At 71.0% G+C, this 15,711-nt stretch carries 16 protein-coding genes and 1 pseudogene; 9 read left to right on the top strand and 8 right to left on the bottom strand.

The features are described 5' to 3' along the window. Positions 1-6 precede the first annotated feature (6 nt). Genes QSK22_RS11060 through QSK22_RS11045 form a run of 4 tightly spaced genes read right to left on the bottom strand, consistent with a single transcriptional unit; the run spans position 7 to position 3,867 of the window. Complete coding sequence (locus QSK22_RS11060; protein WP_285493982.1) at positions 7-993, bottom strand: cyclase family protein; 987 nt, start codon at positions 991-993, stop codon at positions 7-9. Further along, the gene (locus tag QSK22_RS11055) at positions 993-1,931 is read right to left on the bottom strand and encodes a VOC family protein (protein WP_285493981.1); all 939 of its coding nucleotides are present in this window, start codon (positions 1,929-1,931) and stop codon (positions 993-995) included. Before QSK22_RS11055 ends, QSK22_RS11060 begins: the two co-directional genes overlap by 1 nt. Further along, the gene (locus QSK22_RS11050) at positions 1,928-2,956 is read right to left on the bottom strand and encodes an amidohydrolase family protein (RefSeq protein WP_285493980.1); all 1,029 of its coding nucleotides are present in this window, start codon (positions 2,954-2,956) and stop codon (positions 1,928-1,930) included. Before QSK22_RS11050 ends, QSK22_RS11055 begins: the two co-directional genes overlap by 4 nt. Next, the gene (locus QSK22_RS11045; protein WP_285493979.1) at positions 2,953-3,867 is read right to left on the bottom strand and encodes a fumarylacetoacetate hydrolase family protein; all 915 of its coding nucleotides are present in this window, start codon (positions 3,865-3,867) and stop codon (positions 2,953-2,955) included. Before QSK22_RS11045 ends, QSK22_RS11050 begins: the two co-directional genes overlap by 4 nt. 384 nt (positions 3,868-4,251) lie before the next feature. On the opposite strand from QSK22_RS11045, the pseudogene QSK22_RS11040 reads away from it, so the two are divergent. Then, positions 4,252-4,386, top strand: a pseudogene (locus QSK22_RS11040) (transposase); the annotation flags it as partial. Between the two features lie 119 nt (positions 4,387-4,505). On the opposite strand, the gene QSK22_RS11035 reads toward QSK22_RS11040, so the two are convergent. Genes QSK22_RS11035 through QSK22_RS11025 form a run of 3 tightly spaced genes read right to left on the bottom strand, consistent with a single transcriptional unit; the run spans position 4,506 to position 7,251 of the window. Next, complete coding sequence (locus QSK22_RS11035; RefSeq protein WP_285493978.1) at positions 4,506-5,312, bottom strand: 2-keto-4-pentenoate hydratase; 807 nt, start codon at positions 5,310-5,312, stop codon at positions 4,506-4,508. Beyond that, positions 5,312-6,262, bottom strand: coding sequence for a 3-carboxyethylcatechol 2,3-dioxygenase (locus QSK22_RS11030; protein ID WP_285493977.1), 951 nt, complete (start codon positions 6,260-6,262; stop codon positions 5,312-5,314). The genes QSK22_RS11035 and QSK22_RS11030 overlap by 1 nt, the downstream gene beginning before the upstream one ends. Then, positions 6,259-7,251, bottom strand: coding sequence for a zinc-binding dehydrogenase (locus tag QSK22_RS11025; RefSeq protein WP_285493976.1), 993 nt, complete (start codon positions 7,249-7,251; stop codon positions 6,259-6,261). The genes QSK22_RS11030 and QSK22_RS11025 overlap by 4 nt, the downstream gene beginning before the upstream one ends. 101 nt (positions 7,252-7,352) lie before the next feature. Between QSK22_RS11025 and QSK22_RS11020 the strand changes: the two genes are divergently transcribed. From QSK22_RS11020 to QSK22_RS10985, 8 genes are all read left to right on the top strand, one after another. Continuing rightward, positions 7,353-8,696, top strand: a complete 1,344-nt coding sequence (locus tag QSK22_RS11020) for an aromatic ring-hydroxylating dioxygenase subunit alpha (protein ID WP_285493975.1) — start codon at positions 7,353-7,355, stop codon at positions 8,694-8,696. Beyond that, a complete protein-coding gene (locus QSK22_RS11015; RefSeq protein WP_285493974.1) occupies positions 8,693-9,028 on the top strand; it encodes a non-heme iron oxygenase ferredoxin subunit in 336 nt (111 codons plus the stop codon). Before QSK22_RS11020 ends, QSK22_RS11015 begins: the two co-directional genes overlap by 4 nt. A gap of 2 nt (positions 9,029-9,030) precedes the next feature. Then, positions 9,031-10,251, top strand: coding sequence for an NAD(P)/FAD-dependent oxidoreductase (locus tag QSK22_RS11010; RefSeq protein ID WP_285494048.1), 1,221 nt, complete (start codon positions 9,031-9,033; stop codon positions 10,249-10,251). Positions 10,252-10,314: 63 nt separating this feature from the next. Beyond that, positions 10,315-10,902: a 3-phenylpropionate/cinnamic acid dioxygenase subunit beta gene (locus tag QSK22_RS11005; RefSeq protein ID WP_285493973.1), complete on the top strand. Its 588-nt coding sequence runs from the start codon at positions 10,315-10,317 to the stop codon at positions 10,900-10,902. Next, the gene (locus QSK22_RS11000; RefSeq protein WP_285493972.1) at positions 10,902-11,771 is read left to right on the top strand and encodes an alpha/beta fold hydrolase; all 870 of its coding nucleotides are present in this window, start codon (positions 10,902-10,904) and stop codon (positions 11,769-11,771) included. Before QSK22_RS11005 ends, QSK22_RS11000 begins: the two co-directional genes overlap by 1 nt. Further along, positions 11,768-12,601 carry a 3-(cis-5,6-dihydroxycyclohexa-1,3-dien-1-yl)propanoate dehydrogenase gene (gene hcaB, locus QSK22_RS10995; protein ID WP_285493971.1) on the top strand — a complete coding sequence of 278 codons (834 nt, stop codon included), beginning with the start codon at positions 11,768-11,770 and terminating at the stop codon, positions 12,599-12,601. The genes QSK22_RS11000 and hcaB overlap by 4 nt, the downstream gene beginning before the upstream one ends. A gap of 10 nt (positions 12,602-12,611) precedes the next feature. Beyond that, positions 12,612-14,198: an acyl-CoA synthetase gene (locus QSK22_RS10990; protein ID WP_285493970.1), complete on the top strand. Its 1,587-nt coding sequence runs from the start codon at positions 12,612-12,614 to the stop codon at positions 14,196-14,198. Between the two features lies 1 nt (position 14,199). Then, positions 14,200-14,658 (top strand): hypothetical protein, encoded by a 459-nt coding sequence (locus QSK22_RS10985; protein ID WP_285493969.1) that lies wholly within the window; start codon positions 14,200-14,202, stop codon positions 14,656-14,658. 159 nt (positions 14,659-14,817) lie between these two features. On the opposite strand, the gene QSK22_RS10980 is transcribed toward QSK22_RS10985, so the two are convergent. Continuing rightward, on the bottom strand, positions 14,818-15,699 hold the full coding sequence (locus tag QSK22_RS10980) for an IclR family transcriptional regulator (protein WP_285493968.1): 882 nt from the start codon (positions 15,697-15,699) through the stop codon (positions 14,818-14,820). Positions 15,700-15,711 lie beyond the last annotated feature (12 nt).

Genomic DNA, 15,711 nt, shown 5'->3' with positions numbered 1-15,711 from the left:
GTCTCCTCACTTCACCGCGACAGGGTTGACCGGCGAGCCGACCGCGCGGGTGAACGGCAGCGGCTGCGCGGCGAGGAAGAACTCGTAGACGCCGTCGGCGGCGCAGTCGGCGGCCAGCATGTCCAGGTCCCACATCTCACCGACCAGCAGGCCGATATGGGGCAGGGCCACCTGGTGGAGCGGCTGGAACGAGTCCGGGAACTCGATGGGCCGCACCTCGAAGCCCCAGGTGTCGGTGGCGATCGCCGCGATCTGGGTGTCGTGCAGCCAGCCCGCCGTTTCGAACGACAGGCCCGGCGCCGGGCCGCCCGCGTACCCGGCCCATCCGTCGCCGCGCCGGACCCGCGACAGCTGACCCGTCCGCACCAGCACGATGTCACCGCGCCCCACCTGCGACGTCTCCCCCTGCCGCCGGATCACCTCCGCCAGGTCGGCACTGGTGATCGGGAACCCGTCGGGCAGCTCACCGTCCTCGCCCAGAACGCGTCCGACGTCGAGCAGGACGCCCCGCCCGATCACCGGTGCGGCGATCCTCTCGATGCCTGTGGCGAAGTCGCCCTCGCTGGTCACGACCTCGGCGCCGTTGCGCCCGTTCCAGGCGATGCCGTGGTCGAAGACGTGCCCGAGACCGTCCCACTGGGTGCTGCATTGCAGCGGCATGAAGACGGCGTCGTCGGCCGCCGTCAGACCATGGGGCAGACCCAGTTGCTCCGCGGTGTCCTGTCCGGTGGACATCATCGTGTGCACCGGGTTGACCCGGCGCCGCCAGCCGTTCTGCGGGCCGTTCTCATCGAACGGCAGCGACAGGCTGAACGACTCGCCGCGACGGACCAGCCGGGCCGCCTCGGCGCGCTTGCCCGCGTCGATGAAGTTGACGGTGCCGATGCCGTCGTCAGGGCCCCAGCGGTTCCAGTTGCTGTACCGCTTCGCCGCCGCTGCGATCGCCGCTTCGGCGTCGGTGCCGAACTCGGCGGTGGCGTCGTAGCCGCGCATCAGACCGGAGGGGCGACGAAGATGCCGCGGTCGACGTCGTTGAAGCTCTCCTTGGCCACCAGTTCGCCGAACGGGTTGGCGGTGCCCCACTGGTCCTGGTTCTCCGGCTGGGACACGTCGTAGACGCTCGGGTGCCAGGCGTCCTCGTCCAGCATCTCCAGCTCGGTCGTGTACTCGACGGTGTTGCCGTGCGGGTCGAGGAAGTAGCTGAAAGTGTTGTTCCCGGCCATGTGACGGCCCGGCCCCCAGATCTTGCGGACGCCCGCGCGCAGCAGCCGTCCGGTGCCGCGCATGTACTCGTCCAGCCCGCGCATCTCGAACGACACGTGATGCAGAGAGGTGTGCGGGCCCTGAGCGATCGCCAGGCTGTGGTGCTGCGGATTGCACCGCATGAACTTCATCAGGTCGCCCATGTGCGGATGCGTCAGCGAGTCCGTCAGCGCGAAGCCGAGATGCCGCTCGTAGAAGGCCTGGGTCCGGGCGATGTCCGGGGAGTTGACGACGACGTGCGACAACCGGACCGGGATCGACTCGCGCTCCTCGATCTTGCGGTGCGCGCGGTCCCGGACCTCGGCGGACACCTCGATGGTGCGCCCGTCGACGTCGAAGAACCGGAAGCCGTAGCCGCCGCCGGGGGTCCGCAGCTCGTCGGGCTCGCTGATCAGCCGGACGCCGGCGTCGCCGAGGCGCCGGGCGAGCGCGTCGACGTCCTCGCGCGTCGCGGCGCCGTAGGCGATCAGGTCCAGCCGCTTGTCGGCGTCTTTGCGCAGCCGGACGATGTACTGCTCCGGCGACCCCTCGGCCGCGAGGAACACGATGTCCGTGTCCTCGGCGACCGGGGTGAGACCCCAGAGCGTGGTGTAGAACTCGCGCTGGACGGTGTAGTCGGGCACGGCGAGATCGACGTGCCGCAGATGGGTGATCAAACGATCGCTCATGAACGGGTTCCAATCGGTTCCGGCATGTCGCCGAGCAGGCGGACGGCGTTGCCGCCGCGGATGGCGTCGGTGGTGGCCTGGTCGAAGCCGGCCGCCAGAAGCCGGTCGACCGGGTCCTCGACGCCCATGTCGAAGGGGTGGTCGCTGCCGAGCGTCACCTGCCCGGCCCCCATCGAGGCGACGAGGTGGCGCAACTGCTCGGGCGTGTAGACCAGAGAGTCGACGAACGTGCGGCGCAACAGGGCGCTGGGTCGCTGCCGTGTGGTGCGGGCGTCGCCTCGCATCTCCCACGCGTGGTCGGCCCGCACCATGTAACCGGCCAGGTAGCCACCGCCGTGAGCGGACCAGATGCGCAACCCCGGATGCCTCTCCAGCAGCCCGGAGAAAACGATCCTGGACAGGGCCAGCGCCGTCTCGGTGGGGTTCCCGACGCTGTTGAACAGGTAGTAGGCGTTCAGCCGCTCGCCGAGGGTGCAGCCCCAGGGATGGATGAGCACGGCGGCGTCGAGTTCCTCGGCGGCGGCCCAGAAGTCGGCCAGGGCGGGATCGTCCAACTCCATGCCCGGGCCGGCGGCGGTGGAGATCTGCACACCGCGCATGCCCATTTCCCTGACCGCCGTCTCCAGCTGCTCGACCGCCAGGCCCGGGTGCTGCAACGCGACGGTGCCCACGGGCACCAGGCGAGAGGGTTCCCGGGCGCAGAACCCCGCCACGCCCTCGTTGCTCGCCGCCACGATCCGGCCGGCCAGCTCCACGTCGGCCCAGGCGTGCGGCAGGGGCGTCGCGGTGACGACCTGCACGTCCACCCGCGCCCGGTCCATCGCGGCCAGCCGAAGATCCAAGTCGGTCAGCTTCGGCGCGAGCTCGGCGATGTGCCGCATGTTGTAGGCCGTCGACTCCGGCCCGAGCGACGCCGCGTCGACCTGCCGCTGCCGCGCCAGCCCCGGCTCCTTCTCGATCAGCGCATCGACCGCCGGGACTGCGACATGCGCATGGACGTCGACGGTGCGGACGGCGGCGCTCATCGCTCGGCCACGCAAGCGTTGCGCTGGGCGCCGAGGGCCGTGATCGTCGAATCCATGACGTCACCGGGCCGCAGCAGCCGGCCGTGCGCCATGCCGTTGCCGGCCGGGCTTCCGGTGAGCACCAGATCGCCGGGCATCAGCGCGGCGACCGTCGAGCAGTGCGCGACGATCCGCGCCACATCGAAGATCATGTCCTTGGTCGACTCGTCCTGCATGACCTCGCCGTTGAGCCGCAGCGTGATCCGCAGGTCCGAGGGGTCGGGAATCTCCCGGCGCGGCACCAGCACCGGCCCGGCCGGCAGGAATGTCGGCGAGTTCTTCGCGGCCAGCCAGTCGGCGCCCAGCTCCGGAACGTCCCGGCGGAAGATCCGCTCGCGCAGGGTGAGGTCGTTGACGATCACCCAGCCGGCCACGGCGTCCAGGGCCTGATCAGGGGAGACCCGGCGTGCCGGCCGCCCGATCACCGCCGCCAGCTCCAGTTCCCAGTCCGGCTTCTCCCCGTCGTAGGGCAGGACGACCTCGTCGTACGGTCCGCAGATCGCGCTGGGCATTCCGGTGAAGACGTACGGCGGGCATTCCAGCCGGTCGTCCATCTGCGCGGCGGCGTCCGCCCGCACCTGATCGACGGTACGGCCATCGGAACCGTCATGATGCGCGGCGGCGATGTCGATGACGTGCGTCCGGTAGTTCGCCCCCGCCTGGAAGATCTGCCGCGGCTCCACCGGGCTATGCACGCGGAGACCGGCGAGCGCCCGCCAGTCCGAACGGCTCGCGCTCGTGGCGAGCGCGTCCAAGGCGGGCAGGACCTCATTCCAACGGTCGAGCAGTTCGAGCGTCCCGCGGGGGCGTCCGACCTCCTCACGGGCCGACAGGTCCAGCACGCGGTCGTGAGCGACGAGAGCGGGGAACACACGCCCCGCCTCCTGCAGACGGCCCAGCGCCCAAGCACCCGCGTGATCGATCGAAGACACATCCGTGAACGGCAAGTGCGATTCACCCCTCCGCAACACCGACGACATTCAGCCGTCATACGCCCAGCATCGAGCAGAGGTGCCGTCGAAGGGAAATAGTTGTTGCGTATGTCCAGCCATTCACCCGGATTATGGTGTAGGCCGAGCCGCGGAAATCAGCGAGTGGAACCCGTGCAAAGCTTTTGAGTTCCCTGGCCTCGAATGACGTTGAGAAGAAGGCGGCCTTGAGGGAGGATTCCGCCGGACGGCGCCGGAGGTCCGGGAGGAGGCGAAGGGAAGAGCGCTCGCCGCACGCGGGTCAGGATCGTGCGCCGCGGGACGCCGGTGCTCGTGGCCAGCGGTGTCAACGCCGACGGGCACCGCGAGGTCCCGGGGGGCGAGGTGGCCTCGGCCGAGGACGGCGCCGGAAGGCTTGCCTTCCTGCACGGGCTGGCCGCCCGCGGCCTGGCCGGCGTCCGATCAGGCACAGGACGGTGTCGCGCATGATGAGCGGCGGCTCGGCGGGGGTGAGGATGATGATCGCCTTGCCGTGTCCCGCGCCGCCGACCCTGCTCGATCGCCTGCGCCGGTCTTGTCCATCACTCGTCCTTGTCGGGGGCGAAGGCGGTGCTCACCGAGCCGAGCACGGAGATCTCGGCGTGCACGGCGGTGCCGGGAGCGACGGTGACCATGGGGCCGAGCGCGCCGGACAGGACGACCTGCCCGGCGCGCAGCGGCTGGCCGAAGTCGCGGGCGGTGCGCGCCAGCCACAGCAGGGCGTTGAGCGGATCTCCCAGGCAGGCGGCTCCGTCTCCGGCGGAGGCCAGCTTGCCGTCGGTGTACATCCGCATGGTCACCTCGGCCGGCTCGAAGTCGCTGAGCGGCACCCGGTTCTCGCCCAGGACGAACAGGCCGCTGGAGGCGTTGTCGGCCACCGTGTCGGTGATGGTGATGTCCCATCCGGCGATCCGGCTGTCCACGATCTCCAACGCGGGCACCGCGTAGTCGACCGCGGCGCGGACGGCCGCCGGGTTCAGGGCGCCGGTGTCCAGGTCGTCCCGCAGCACGAAGGCGATCTCGGCCTCGGCCTTGGGCTGCAGCAGCCGGTCGGCGGGCACCTCGGGCAGCGCGGAGGCGTCCATGTCGTCGAACAGCACGCCGAAGTCGGGCTGGCCGACCCCGAGCTGCCGCTGGACGGCGGGCGAGGTCAGCCCGATCTTTCGGCCCACCACGGCGGCCCCGGCCGACAGCCGGTCCTCGGCGAGCCGCCGCTGCACCGCGTAGGCCAGCCCGATGTCGGTCTCACCCAGCAGATCGCGTACCGGTGCGCAGGGCCGCCGTGTCAGGGCCGCGGTCCACAGCCGTTCCGCGGCCTCGACGACGAGGCGTTCGCGGGCGCCGACCATCACCGGCCTCCTTCGCGCACCGCCTCGGCGGTGGTCACGGCGAAGCCCGCGATCCACTCGGGGATCGCCCGGTAGAAGCGGGAGGTCATCCGGTATTCGCCGGTCGCGGCGAGGGAGGCGAACGCGGCGATCCAGGTGCGCACCTCGTGCGCCGAGCCGCCGCCCTCGGCGCCCATCCACTCCACGGTCCAGCCGTCCACCTCCGCCAGCCGGCCGCTTTCCAGCGTGTCCAGGACCAGGTTGTCCCAGGAGGGGTTGATGGGGATCATCGTGGTGGCGCCCGCCGCGTAGTCCCGGCCGGCCTGGATCACCCGCTGTTCGCCCCTGGCCCGCTGCTCGGGGGTGGGCGGGTGCCCCTCGATGAGCGCGTCGGCGACGCGGGGAGGGGCGCCGTCGAGTACCGGGACGGGCGGGTCGTGGGAGAGCCCGCCGGAGCCGATGAACAGCACCCGCCGGTCCAGTTCGGCGGCGGCCTCGCCGACCGCGGTGCCGAGGGCCCGGATGCGGCTGACCGGCCCCAGGGGGGTGGCGACCCCGTTGACGAAGACGGGCACCACGGGGATCTTGTCGATCCCGCCGAACAGCACCTCCAGCGGTTGCGCGAACCCGTGGTCGACGGTCATGCGCGCCGAGACCGTCAGATCGACGCCGCGGTCCAGCACACCGCGGGCGATCGCGCGGGCGGCCTCGGCGTCGACCGACAGCGGCCCGGCGGCCGAGCCGAAGTCGCCGACCGCGGCGGCCTCGGTGGCCAGGCAGAACGGCGGCATCTCCTTGTAGAAGAAGCCGTTGTAGTGATCGGGGGCGTACAGCACGACCAGTTCGGGGTCGACGGCGCGGACGAAGGCGCGCGCCTCGTCGATGGCGGCGTCGACGGCCGCGATGACGTCGGGTGCGGGGTCGTTCTTGCCGATGAGAGGGGAGTGGGACAGGCCGACGGCTGCGGTCATGACGATGCTCCTGCCGGGGTGGGCGGGTGGATGACGAGCTTGCCGGTGAGCTGCCCGTCGAGCATGAGTCGGAAGCCTTTGTGGATGTCGCTGAGCGGCAGCGTGCGGTCGATCACCGGGCGCAGGCCGGTGGCGTCCATCATGGTGAGCAGCGCGATCAGTTCGCTGCGGGTGCATCCGGTGGAGCCGATGATGCGCTGTTGCAGATAGAAGACGCGGCCGAGATCGGCGGGCGGGTTCATCCCGCTGGTCGCGCCGGCGACGACGACGGTGCCGCCGGGGCGCAGTGATTTGAGTGAGTGCGACCAGGTGGCCTCGCCGACCGTTTCGATCACGACGTCGACGCGTTCGGGCAGTCGCTCACCGGTCGGTAGGGCGGCGCGGGCTCCCCAGGCGACGGCTTGGGCGCGCTTGTCCTCACTGCGGCTGGTGGCGTAGACGATGGCGCCCGCGGCGACGGCCAGTTTGATCGCGGCCGAGGCGACGCCGCCGCCTGCGCCCTGAACGAGCACCCGGTCACCGGGGCTGATCCTCGCCTGGGTGAACAGCATCCGGTACGCGGTCGTCCAGGCGACCGGCAGGCAGGCCGCCTCGTCGAAGGACAGCCACGACGGCTTGGGAATCAGGTTGCGGGTCGGGACGGTCACGTACTCGGCGAACGTGCCGTTGTGGCGTTCGGACAGCAGGGCGCGGTTCGGATCGAGCGTCTCGTCTCCCCGGCCGGCGTCCGGGTCGGCGATGACGGGGTGGACGATGACCTCGTTGCCGGCCTCGTCGTATCCGGCGGCGTCGCAGCCGAGGATGATCGGCAGCCGTTCGGCCGGATGGCCGACACCGCGCAGAGTCCACAGGTCGTGCATGTTGAGCGAGGATGAAACGACCCGGACGACCGACCAGCCGGGTTCGGCTTCGGGTTCGGGCGCCTCGTCCAGAACGAGTCCGGTGAGCGGGGCGGTCGCGCTCTGGGAGACGGCGATAGCGGCTTGCATGCCGCTACGTTCGCCGATGATCACCGTGTTCTGACAGCGGATGTGCCGCTGTGTGGCACAAGCGTTGGTATCCGGCGTTCCCGCTGCTGTTGCCTGGGGGCATGACCTCGACGATCGAACCCCAGAACGCGGCCACGAGGGCGCCGCGCGGGGCGTTGCGGCGCCCGGCCGAGCTGAGGCGGAACATCGACGTGTCCGGGCTCGTCGATGCCGAGGGCGGGCTGCTGGATCGTGTGATCTTCACCGACCAGCAGATCTACCAACAGGAACTGCGCCGGGTCTTCGCGCCGAGCTGGCTGTTCCTCGCGCACGCCGACCAGTTCCACAAGCCGGGCGACTTCTTCACCACCTACATGGGGGAGGACCCGGTCATCGTCACCCTGGACCGGAACCGGCGGATCCGCGCGTTCCTGAACTCCTGCAGGCACCGGGGCGCCCGGGTCTGCCGCGCCGACCACGGCACGACGCGCAACTTCACCTGCACCTACCACGGCTGGGCCTTCGACCTGGAGGGCAAGCTGGTCAGCGTCCCCAACAGGGACTCCTACCCCTCCTCCTTCGACACGCGGGAGTGGGGCCTGGTCGAGGTGCCCCACGTCGACAGCTACCGCGGCCTGATCTTCGGCACCTGGAACCCCGACCCCGTGCCGCTGCGCGAGGCGCTCGGGGACATGACCTGGTACATGGACGCGATGCTCGACCACGACGAGGAAGGCACCGTCGTGGTGGGCGGCGTCCACAAGTGGGTGCTCGAAGGCAACTGGAAGCTGGCCGCCGAGCAGTTCGCGACCGACTGGTACCACGTCAACATGAGCCACGCGTCCGCGCTCATGACCCTGTCCGGCAGGCCGCCCAAGGACGAGATCGTCCACCGCACCGGACGCCAGTACGTCGACCCTAAGGGCCACGGCGCGGGCTTCCCGGTCCACCCCAAGAACCGCTTCGACGCCAACACCGTCCACAAGTGGATGGACTACGACGCCCTGCGCGAACGGCTCGGTGACGCCCGCGTGGAGGGGCCTTTGACCAACGGGCACGCCACCGTCTTCCCCAACTTCTCCTACCTGCCCGTCAACGGCTCGATCCGCGTCTGGCACCCCAAGGGCCCCGACCGGATGGAGGTCTGGGCCTGGACGATCGTGGACAAGTCCATGCCGCCCGAAGTCCGCGAGGCGCAGCGGCTCTACAACCTGCGGACGTTCGGCCCCAGCGGAATCTTCGAGCAGGACGACGGCGAGAACTGGAGCGAGGTGCAGGCCATCTCGCACGGCTTCATCACCAACGGCGTGGCGCTCAACTACCAGATGGGGCTCGGCACCGAACGTGAGGACGGCCGCTATCCGGGGCGGACCAGCGAACTCTACAGTGACGCCGCCGGCCGGTCGTTCTACTCGCGCTGGCGCGAACTGATGAACACCCCGGCCTGGCATGAGGAGGATGAGTGAGCAACGGCATCCGCGTCGCGGCGCTGGAGGACATTCCCGAGGGTGAGGGCATCGTCATCGACAAGTCGGTCACCGGCACCGCGGACGACATCGCCCTGCTGCGCGACACCGACGGCAGCGTCTGGGCGCTCGACGACACCTGCACCCACGAGGACGCCTCCCTCGCCGAGGGCTGGGTCGAGGACGGGTACGTCGAATGCCCGCTGCACGCCAGCAGGTTCTGCCTGAAGAGCGGCGAGGTCCAGAACCTGCCCGCGACCAGGAGCACCTGCCCGCACCGGGTCGAGGTCCGCGACGGCGAAGTCTACCTCTTCCCGAACGAGACACCGTGACCATGGATGCCGACATCTCCCGCGTGGTGGTCGTGGGCGGCGGCATCGCCGGCGTCAGCACGGTCGCTGCCCTGCGAGCGGGCGGTTTCGACGGCGATCTCACGCTGGTCGACACCGGCGAGTTCCCCTACGACCGCCCGCCCCTGTCGAAGGAGTACCTGGCCGGCCGCAGGGACTTGAAGCAGATCGCCCTGCGGACCCCGCAGTGGTACGACCAGCAGGACGTACGGCTGGTCAATCTGACCGCCGTCACCGCCCTGCGCCCGGCGGAAGGCGCGGTCGAACTCGCAGGGGGCAGGCTGCTGCCCGCCGACCGGGTGGTGCTCGCCACCGGCGGCGGTGCGGCACGCCCGCCCATTCCGGGAAGTGACGGCGAACGGGTGCATGTGCTCCGCGAGGCCGAGGACGCCGACCGGCTCCGCACGGTCCTGGTGCCCGGAGCCCGCCTCCTGGTCGTCGGCGCCGGCCTGATCGGCGCCGAGGTCGCCTCGACCGCCGTCGACCTCGGTTGCGAGGTCGTCCTGGCCGACCCGGTGAATCCTCCGCTGGCCGCCGCGGTCGGCATCGACCTGGCCGCATGGCTGCACGGCCAGCACGCCGCGCGGGGCATCGCGGTCGTGCCGGCCGGAGTGGAGTCGTTCGAGCCGACCGCGGCCGGCATCGCGGCCCGCTTCTCCAGCGGACACGAGCCGCGCGTGTTCGACGCCGCCGTCCTCGGCGTCGGCATGGTGCCGCAGACCGCGCTCGCCGTCGCGGCAGGACTGGAGACCGAGCGCGGCATCGTCGTGGACACCTGCCAGGTGACCTCGAATCCGGCGGTGCTGGCCGTGGGAGACTCCGCGCGGACCCGGCGGGACGGCCTCCTGCTGCCGCGCACCGAACACTGGGAGGCCGCCCAGCAGGACGCCGCACGAGCGGCGGCGACCCTTCTCGGCAGGCCCGCGCCGCCGGCCACCGCCCCGTGGTTCTGGACGGACCGGCACGGACGCCATGTGGAGGCCGTCGGTCGGATGGCGGAGGCCGACCAGGTCGTAATCCGCGGCTCGTTCGACGACCCCGCGTTCTCGGTGTTCGGCCTGCGTGCCGGGCTGGTCGTGGCCGCCGCCGCGGTCGACGACCCGACCGCCGTCCGGGCCGCCCGCAGGATGATCGACCGCCGCGTCCGAATCGATCCGGCGCGGCTGGAGGACCCCTCCGTGAACCTGCGCGCACTGCTGCGCTGATCATGTGCCGCTCTACGGCACATCTCGTACCGCCCCGCCCTGGTGAAGGGATCGAATGACACCGTGAGCACCGCCACTGAGCAGAGCCCGGCCGCGGGCACCCGGTCGCGTGCGGGGATGCGCGCCGACCGTGACACCCACTTCGCGGTCGAGCAGTTCTACTACGAGGAGGCCGACCTCCTCGACGCCGGACGCTACGCCGACTGGCTCGACCTGCTCGCCGACGACCTCGACTACTGGATGCCGACCCGCACCAACCGGCTGCGGCGCCAGCAGGCGCAGTCCGTGGCCGCGCGGGGCGAGGCCGCCTTCTTCGACGAGAGCAAGGAGAGCCTCGCCTGGCGCATCCGCAGGTTCGACTCGGGCATGGCATGGTCGGAGGACCCGCCCTCGCGGACCCGCCACCTGGTGACGAACGTGCGGGTCCGGCACGTGGACCCCGCCGAGCACCCCGGATTCACCGAGGACGACCTGCTCGCCAGGTCGGCGTTCCTCGTCTACCGCAACCGCCTGGAGCGAGAGGAGAACGTGTTCGCCGGCACCCGCACCGACATCCTGCGCCGCACCGGCGAGAACTTCCGGATCGCCCGCCGGACCATCCTGCTCGACCAGAACATCCTGCTGGCCAAGAACATCTCGACCTTCTTCTGATGGGAACCCCCGTGACCGACCTCGACCTCAAGCAGCACCAGGTGTCCACGTCCCTCGGCGAGATCGCCGTGGCCGAGGTGGGCGAGGGGCCGGTGCTGGTGATGCTGCACGGCGGCGGCCCGGGCGCCTCCGGCATCGGCAACTACCACCAGAACCTGCCGGCCTTGTCCCGCCGCTTCCGCGTCGTGCTGCCCGACCAGCCCGGCTTCGGGGGCAGCTACCGGCCCACCGAGCAGGACCTGGACGAACGGTCGATCACCGAGATCACGGTGGACGCCCTCTTCCAGGCGCTCGACGCGCTCGGCATCGGCACCTTCCACCTGCTGGGCAACAGCCTGGGCGGCGCCGCCGCGATCGCCATGGCCCAGCAGCGCCCGGACCGGGTCGACCGGCTGGTGCTGATGGCCCCCGGCGGCGGCTGGCTCCCGTTCGGGCCCACCCCGACCGAGGGGCAGAAGGCGATGTACCGCTACTTCAACGGCGACGGGCCGAGCGAGAAGAAGATGGCCGCCTTCATCCGCACCATGGTCTTCGACCACAAGAAGTTCGGCGCCGACGTCGTCCGCGCGCGCTACGAGGCGTCGCTCGACGAGAGCCACATCGCCTTCTACCACCGCTACAACGCCGCATTCGCCAAGCGCGGCGGCATGGACCCGCTCTGGCGGGACCTGCACAAGATCAAGGCGCCGACGCTGCTGCTGTGGGGGCGCGACGACCGCACGATCACCCTCGACGGCGCCCAGCTCATGCTCAGGCAGATCCGCGACGTGCAACTGCACGTCTTCGGCCGCTGCGGTCACTGGGTCCAGCTCGAGAGGCAGCGCGAGTTCGAGGAATTGGTCACCGGCTTCCTGACGGGGCGGTCATGAGCGGTTGGCTGGAGGGGTACGCCGCCCTCATCACCGGGGGCGGCTCGGGCATCGGCCGTGCCGTCGCCGAACGCTTCCTGGCCGAGGGCGCCGCGGTCACGGTCTTCGGCCGGGACGGCGACCAGCTCGCGGAGGTCGTGCGGTCCGCGGCCGACCCGTCCAGGATGCACGCGGTCACCGGCGACGTCCGCGATTCCGGCCGGCTGCACACCGCCGTGGCCGAGACCGTGGAGCGCTTCGGCAAGCTGGACACCCTTGTGGCCAACGCCGGAGTGTGGGACTACCACCGTCAGCTCACCCGCCTGTCCGCCGAGGAGCTGGACACCGCCTTCGACGAGGTGTTCTCCATCAACGTCAAGGGCTACCTGCTCGCGGCCGAGGCCGCCTGGCCCGAGCTGGTGAAGACGCGCGGCAGCATCGTGATGACGTTGTCCAACGCGTCCTTCTACACCAACGGCGGCGGTCCGCTCTACACCGCCAGCAAGCACGCCTGCCTCGGCCTCATGCGCGAGCTCGCCTACGAACTCGCCCCCAAGGTGCGGGTGAACGGCGTCGCCTGCGGAGGAATGAACACCGACCTGCGCGGCCCCGAGGCGCTGGGCATGCGGGACCGCTCGATCGGAGCGTCCTTCGCCAAGAAGCGGCCCGACGCCCCGCCGCCGCCCATTCCGCTGCACGACTCCAGCACCGACCCGCGCGACTTCACCGCACCCTACGTGCTGCTGGCCGCCCGCGAGCAGAGCGGGCCCATCACCGGACACGCGATCCAGGTCGACGGCGGCATCGGCGTTCGGGGGTTCGCCCGCGCCGCCGGCGGCGACCACCTCTGAGGAGACGACCGTGCCCCACCCCCACCCGGCCAACTCCGGCCTCAACGTCGACGTCAACCCCGCGTCCGCGGTCGCGCGCAACGCCCGCCACCACGGCGACGTCACCGTCATCCGCTACGAAGGCGGAGACCTCACCTACGCCCAGCTTGACGACAAGGCGGCGCGGCTGGCGACCGTGCTGTCGCGCGGCGGTGTCGCAGCCGGTGACCGGGTCGCCTACCTCGGGCTGAACAGCGCCTCGTTCGTGGTCGCGATGCTGGCCTCGTTCCGGCTCGGCGCCATCTTCGTGCCGGTCAACTTCCGCCTCGCCGAACCGGAGCTGGAACAGGTCCTGCGCAAGAGCGGCGCCGGCACGATCGTGTGCGAGGAGGCGCACCGCGCCGGCGTCGACAAGGTCCGCGGCGGGACCGCGCTCAGGCGGTTCCTCCTGGTGGACGACGACCCGCAGGTGCCCGCCGCCGAGGCCGCCGACGGTTGGGAGCCCTGGTCCGGCCTCATCGCCGCGGCCCCGCCGGTTTCGTCGGTGGCGGCCAAGGGCTTCGACGATCCGGCGATCCTGATGTTCACCTCCGGCACCACCGGCCTGCCCAAGGGCGTCATCCTGACCTACGGCAACGCTTGGTGGAACTCCGTCAACGTGGACACCATGCTCGACACCCGTCGCGGCGACGTGACGTACGCGGCGGCGCCGCTCTTCCACATCGGGGCGCTCAACAGCTTCGCGCTGCGCACGCTGGTCCGCGGCGGCACCGTGGTCGTCCGGCGTTCCTTCGACCCGAAGACGTGTCTGGACGACCTGGTGGCCCACCGGGTGAACTCCATGTTCGCGGTGCCCGCCATGCTGGCCGCACTCGCCCGCGTGCCCGGGGTCTTCGACGCCGATCTCAGCAGCCTGCGCACGATCGTCGTCGCCGGTGCACCCGTGCCGCCGTCCCTGATCGAGCTGTACGCCGAGCACGGCATCCACCTGCAACAGGCATGGGGGCTCACCGAGACCGCACCGTTCGCGACCCATCTGCCGGTCGAGCACACCCTCGCCAAACTCGGCTCCGCCGGCATCCCGATGCCGTACACACAGGTGCGGGTCGTCGACCCGGCGACCAACCGGCCCGTGGAAGCGGGCGTGCCCGGGGAGATCGTCGTACGCGGACCGAACGTCACCCCGGGCTACTGGGAGAACCCCGAGGCCACCGCCGCCGCGTTCGACGACGCCGGCTGGTTCCACTCCGGCGACGTCGGCCATCTCGACGAGGACGGCTACCTCTACATCGTCGACCGGCTCAAAGACATGATCATCAGCGGCGGTGAGAACGTCTACCCGGCCGAGGTCGAGCGGGTGCTGGCCGCCATGCCGGGCGTCGCCGACGCCGCCGTCGTCGCAGCGCCCGACGAGCAGTGGGGCGAGACCGTCGTCGCGGTGGTCAAGCCGGCCGAAGGGGCGACGATCACCCTGGAGGACGTGCGCGAGCACGCCGCCCGTCATCTGGCCAGGTACAAGCTGCCCAGAAGGCTGAAGATCGTCCAGGACGTGCCGAGGAACGCGTCCGGCAAGCTGGACAAGGTCGCCATCCGCCGGCTGGTCGGCGAGGGGAGCTGACATGACCGAGGTGCCGCCGATTCCCGTCCTCCATCTCGAGGGCGGATGGCAGGTCGCGGTGGAGGACTGGAAACGCTGCTCCGGGCGGCTCCGCCTGAGGGACGGCGGTGTCGATGCCGGCGTGCACGTGGAGCGCTGTGCCGCCGGGCGCCTCCGCGACGCCTACCCGGTGGGCGCCCGGGACGTGGAGGTGCAGGTCACCGACGCTGTGGCGGACGAAGCGCTGACCGCGCTGCTCCGGGAGCTGGCCGAGGCCGTGCAACGGGCCGACCCCGAGTGCCGGAGGGTGGTGTACGCCGCACCGGAAGGCGATGCGGATCAGGTGGCCGCCGCCGAGTGCGCCGGCTTCCGCCGCGTCGTCGACGTCGACCTGGCCGACCGGCAGTTGAGCCTGCTGGTGGTCGAGCCCGACTGGGTGACCAGGACCGACATCGATCTCGATCACGTCCCGGAGACCTGACCGCCCGCGCGCTGCACGGTCCCCGCCCGTCCGTGGTCGGGCGGGCGCCGCATCCAGGTACGACTCCTCCCGCCGCTCGCCGTGATCCCCTGACCGCCTCGGCATGCGGGGCCGCCCGACGCGTCGGGCGGCCCCGCATGCTCTCGGGGCGGGATCCGCTCATCGCGCACCGGTGACCGGGACGGCCCGGTACTCCGGCGATTCAGGCTGCCGAGCATCCCTGTGGGCGCACCCGGTGAGCGTGGTTCCGGCGATGGCGCGCACAGGGGCGGGCCGCCGTCGGACGCGCATGAGGTGCTGGGCCGCAGCCGCGCTCACCCGGCGCAGGGTGGGAGCCTGCGCCCTGGTGTTGAGGCGGCCGGTGGCCGTGGATACGGACATGGCGGCCACGGCCCTGCCGCCGTGTCCGAGAACGGGGACGGCGATGCAGCTGAGACCGGGTGTCGCCTCCTCGTCGTCGAACGCCACGCCCTCGGCGCGCACCTTGGCGATCTCTGCGGCGAGCCGGTCGGGATCGGTGATGGTGTTCGGTGTCAGTGGCTGCAGCTCGGCCCGCAGCACCCGCTCCAGGGCCTCATGGTCGTAGGCCAGCAGCACCTTGCCCACCGCCGTGCAGTAGGCGGGCACCCGGCCGCCGATGCGTGACGGGGACCGCACCTGCCGGTGGCCGTAGAGCTTCGCCAGATAGACCACGTCGGTTCCGTGCAGGGCCGCCAGATGGACGGTCTCGTGGGTCAGCTCGTACAGGTCCGCGAGAAACGGGGTGAGCGCGTCGCGGATCCGGTCGTGGTCGGGGTCGTACACCTTGCTGCCCAGCTCGTACAGCCGCTCGCCCAGGCGGTACTTGCGTCCGACCTTCTCGACGACCCCGTTGCGTTCCAGGATTCCCAGCAGCCGGAACGCGGTCGACTTGCTCAGCGCGGCGCGTCTGGCCAGTTCGCTCACGCCCAGCCCGGCGTTCGTCTGGTCGCCGAAGGAGGCCAGCAGACTGACGGCCTTCTCGACCGCCGCACGGTCATCACGAGGTGCGGGCGTGCTCATGATGGTCTCCGG

This window comes from Actinomadura sp. NBRC 104425 (genome assembly GCF_030269545.1).
Classification (GTDB): Bacteria; Actinomycetota; Actinomycetes; order Streptosporangiales; family Streptosporangiaceae; genus Spirillospora; species Spirillospora keratinilytica.
The sequence above is the reverse complement of the archived record's forward strand: the minus strand, read 5'-3'. Positions and strand labels throughout refer to the sequence as shown.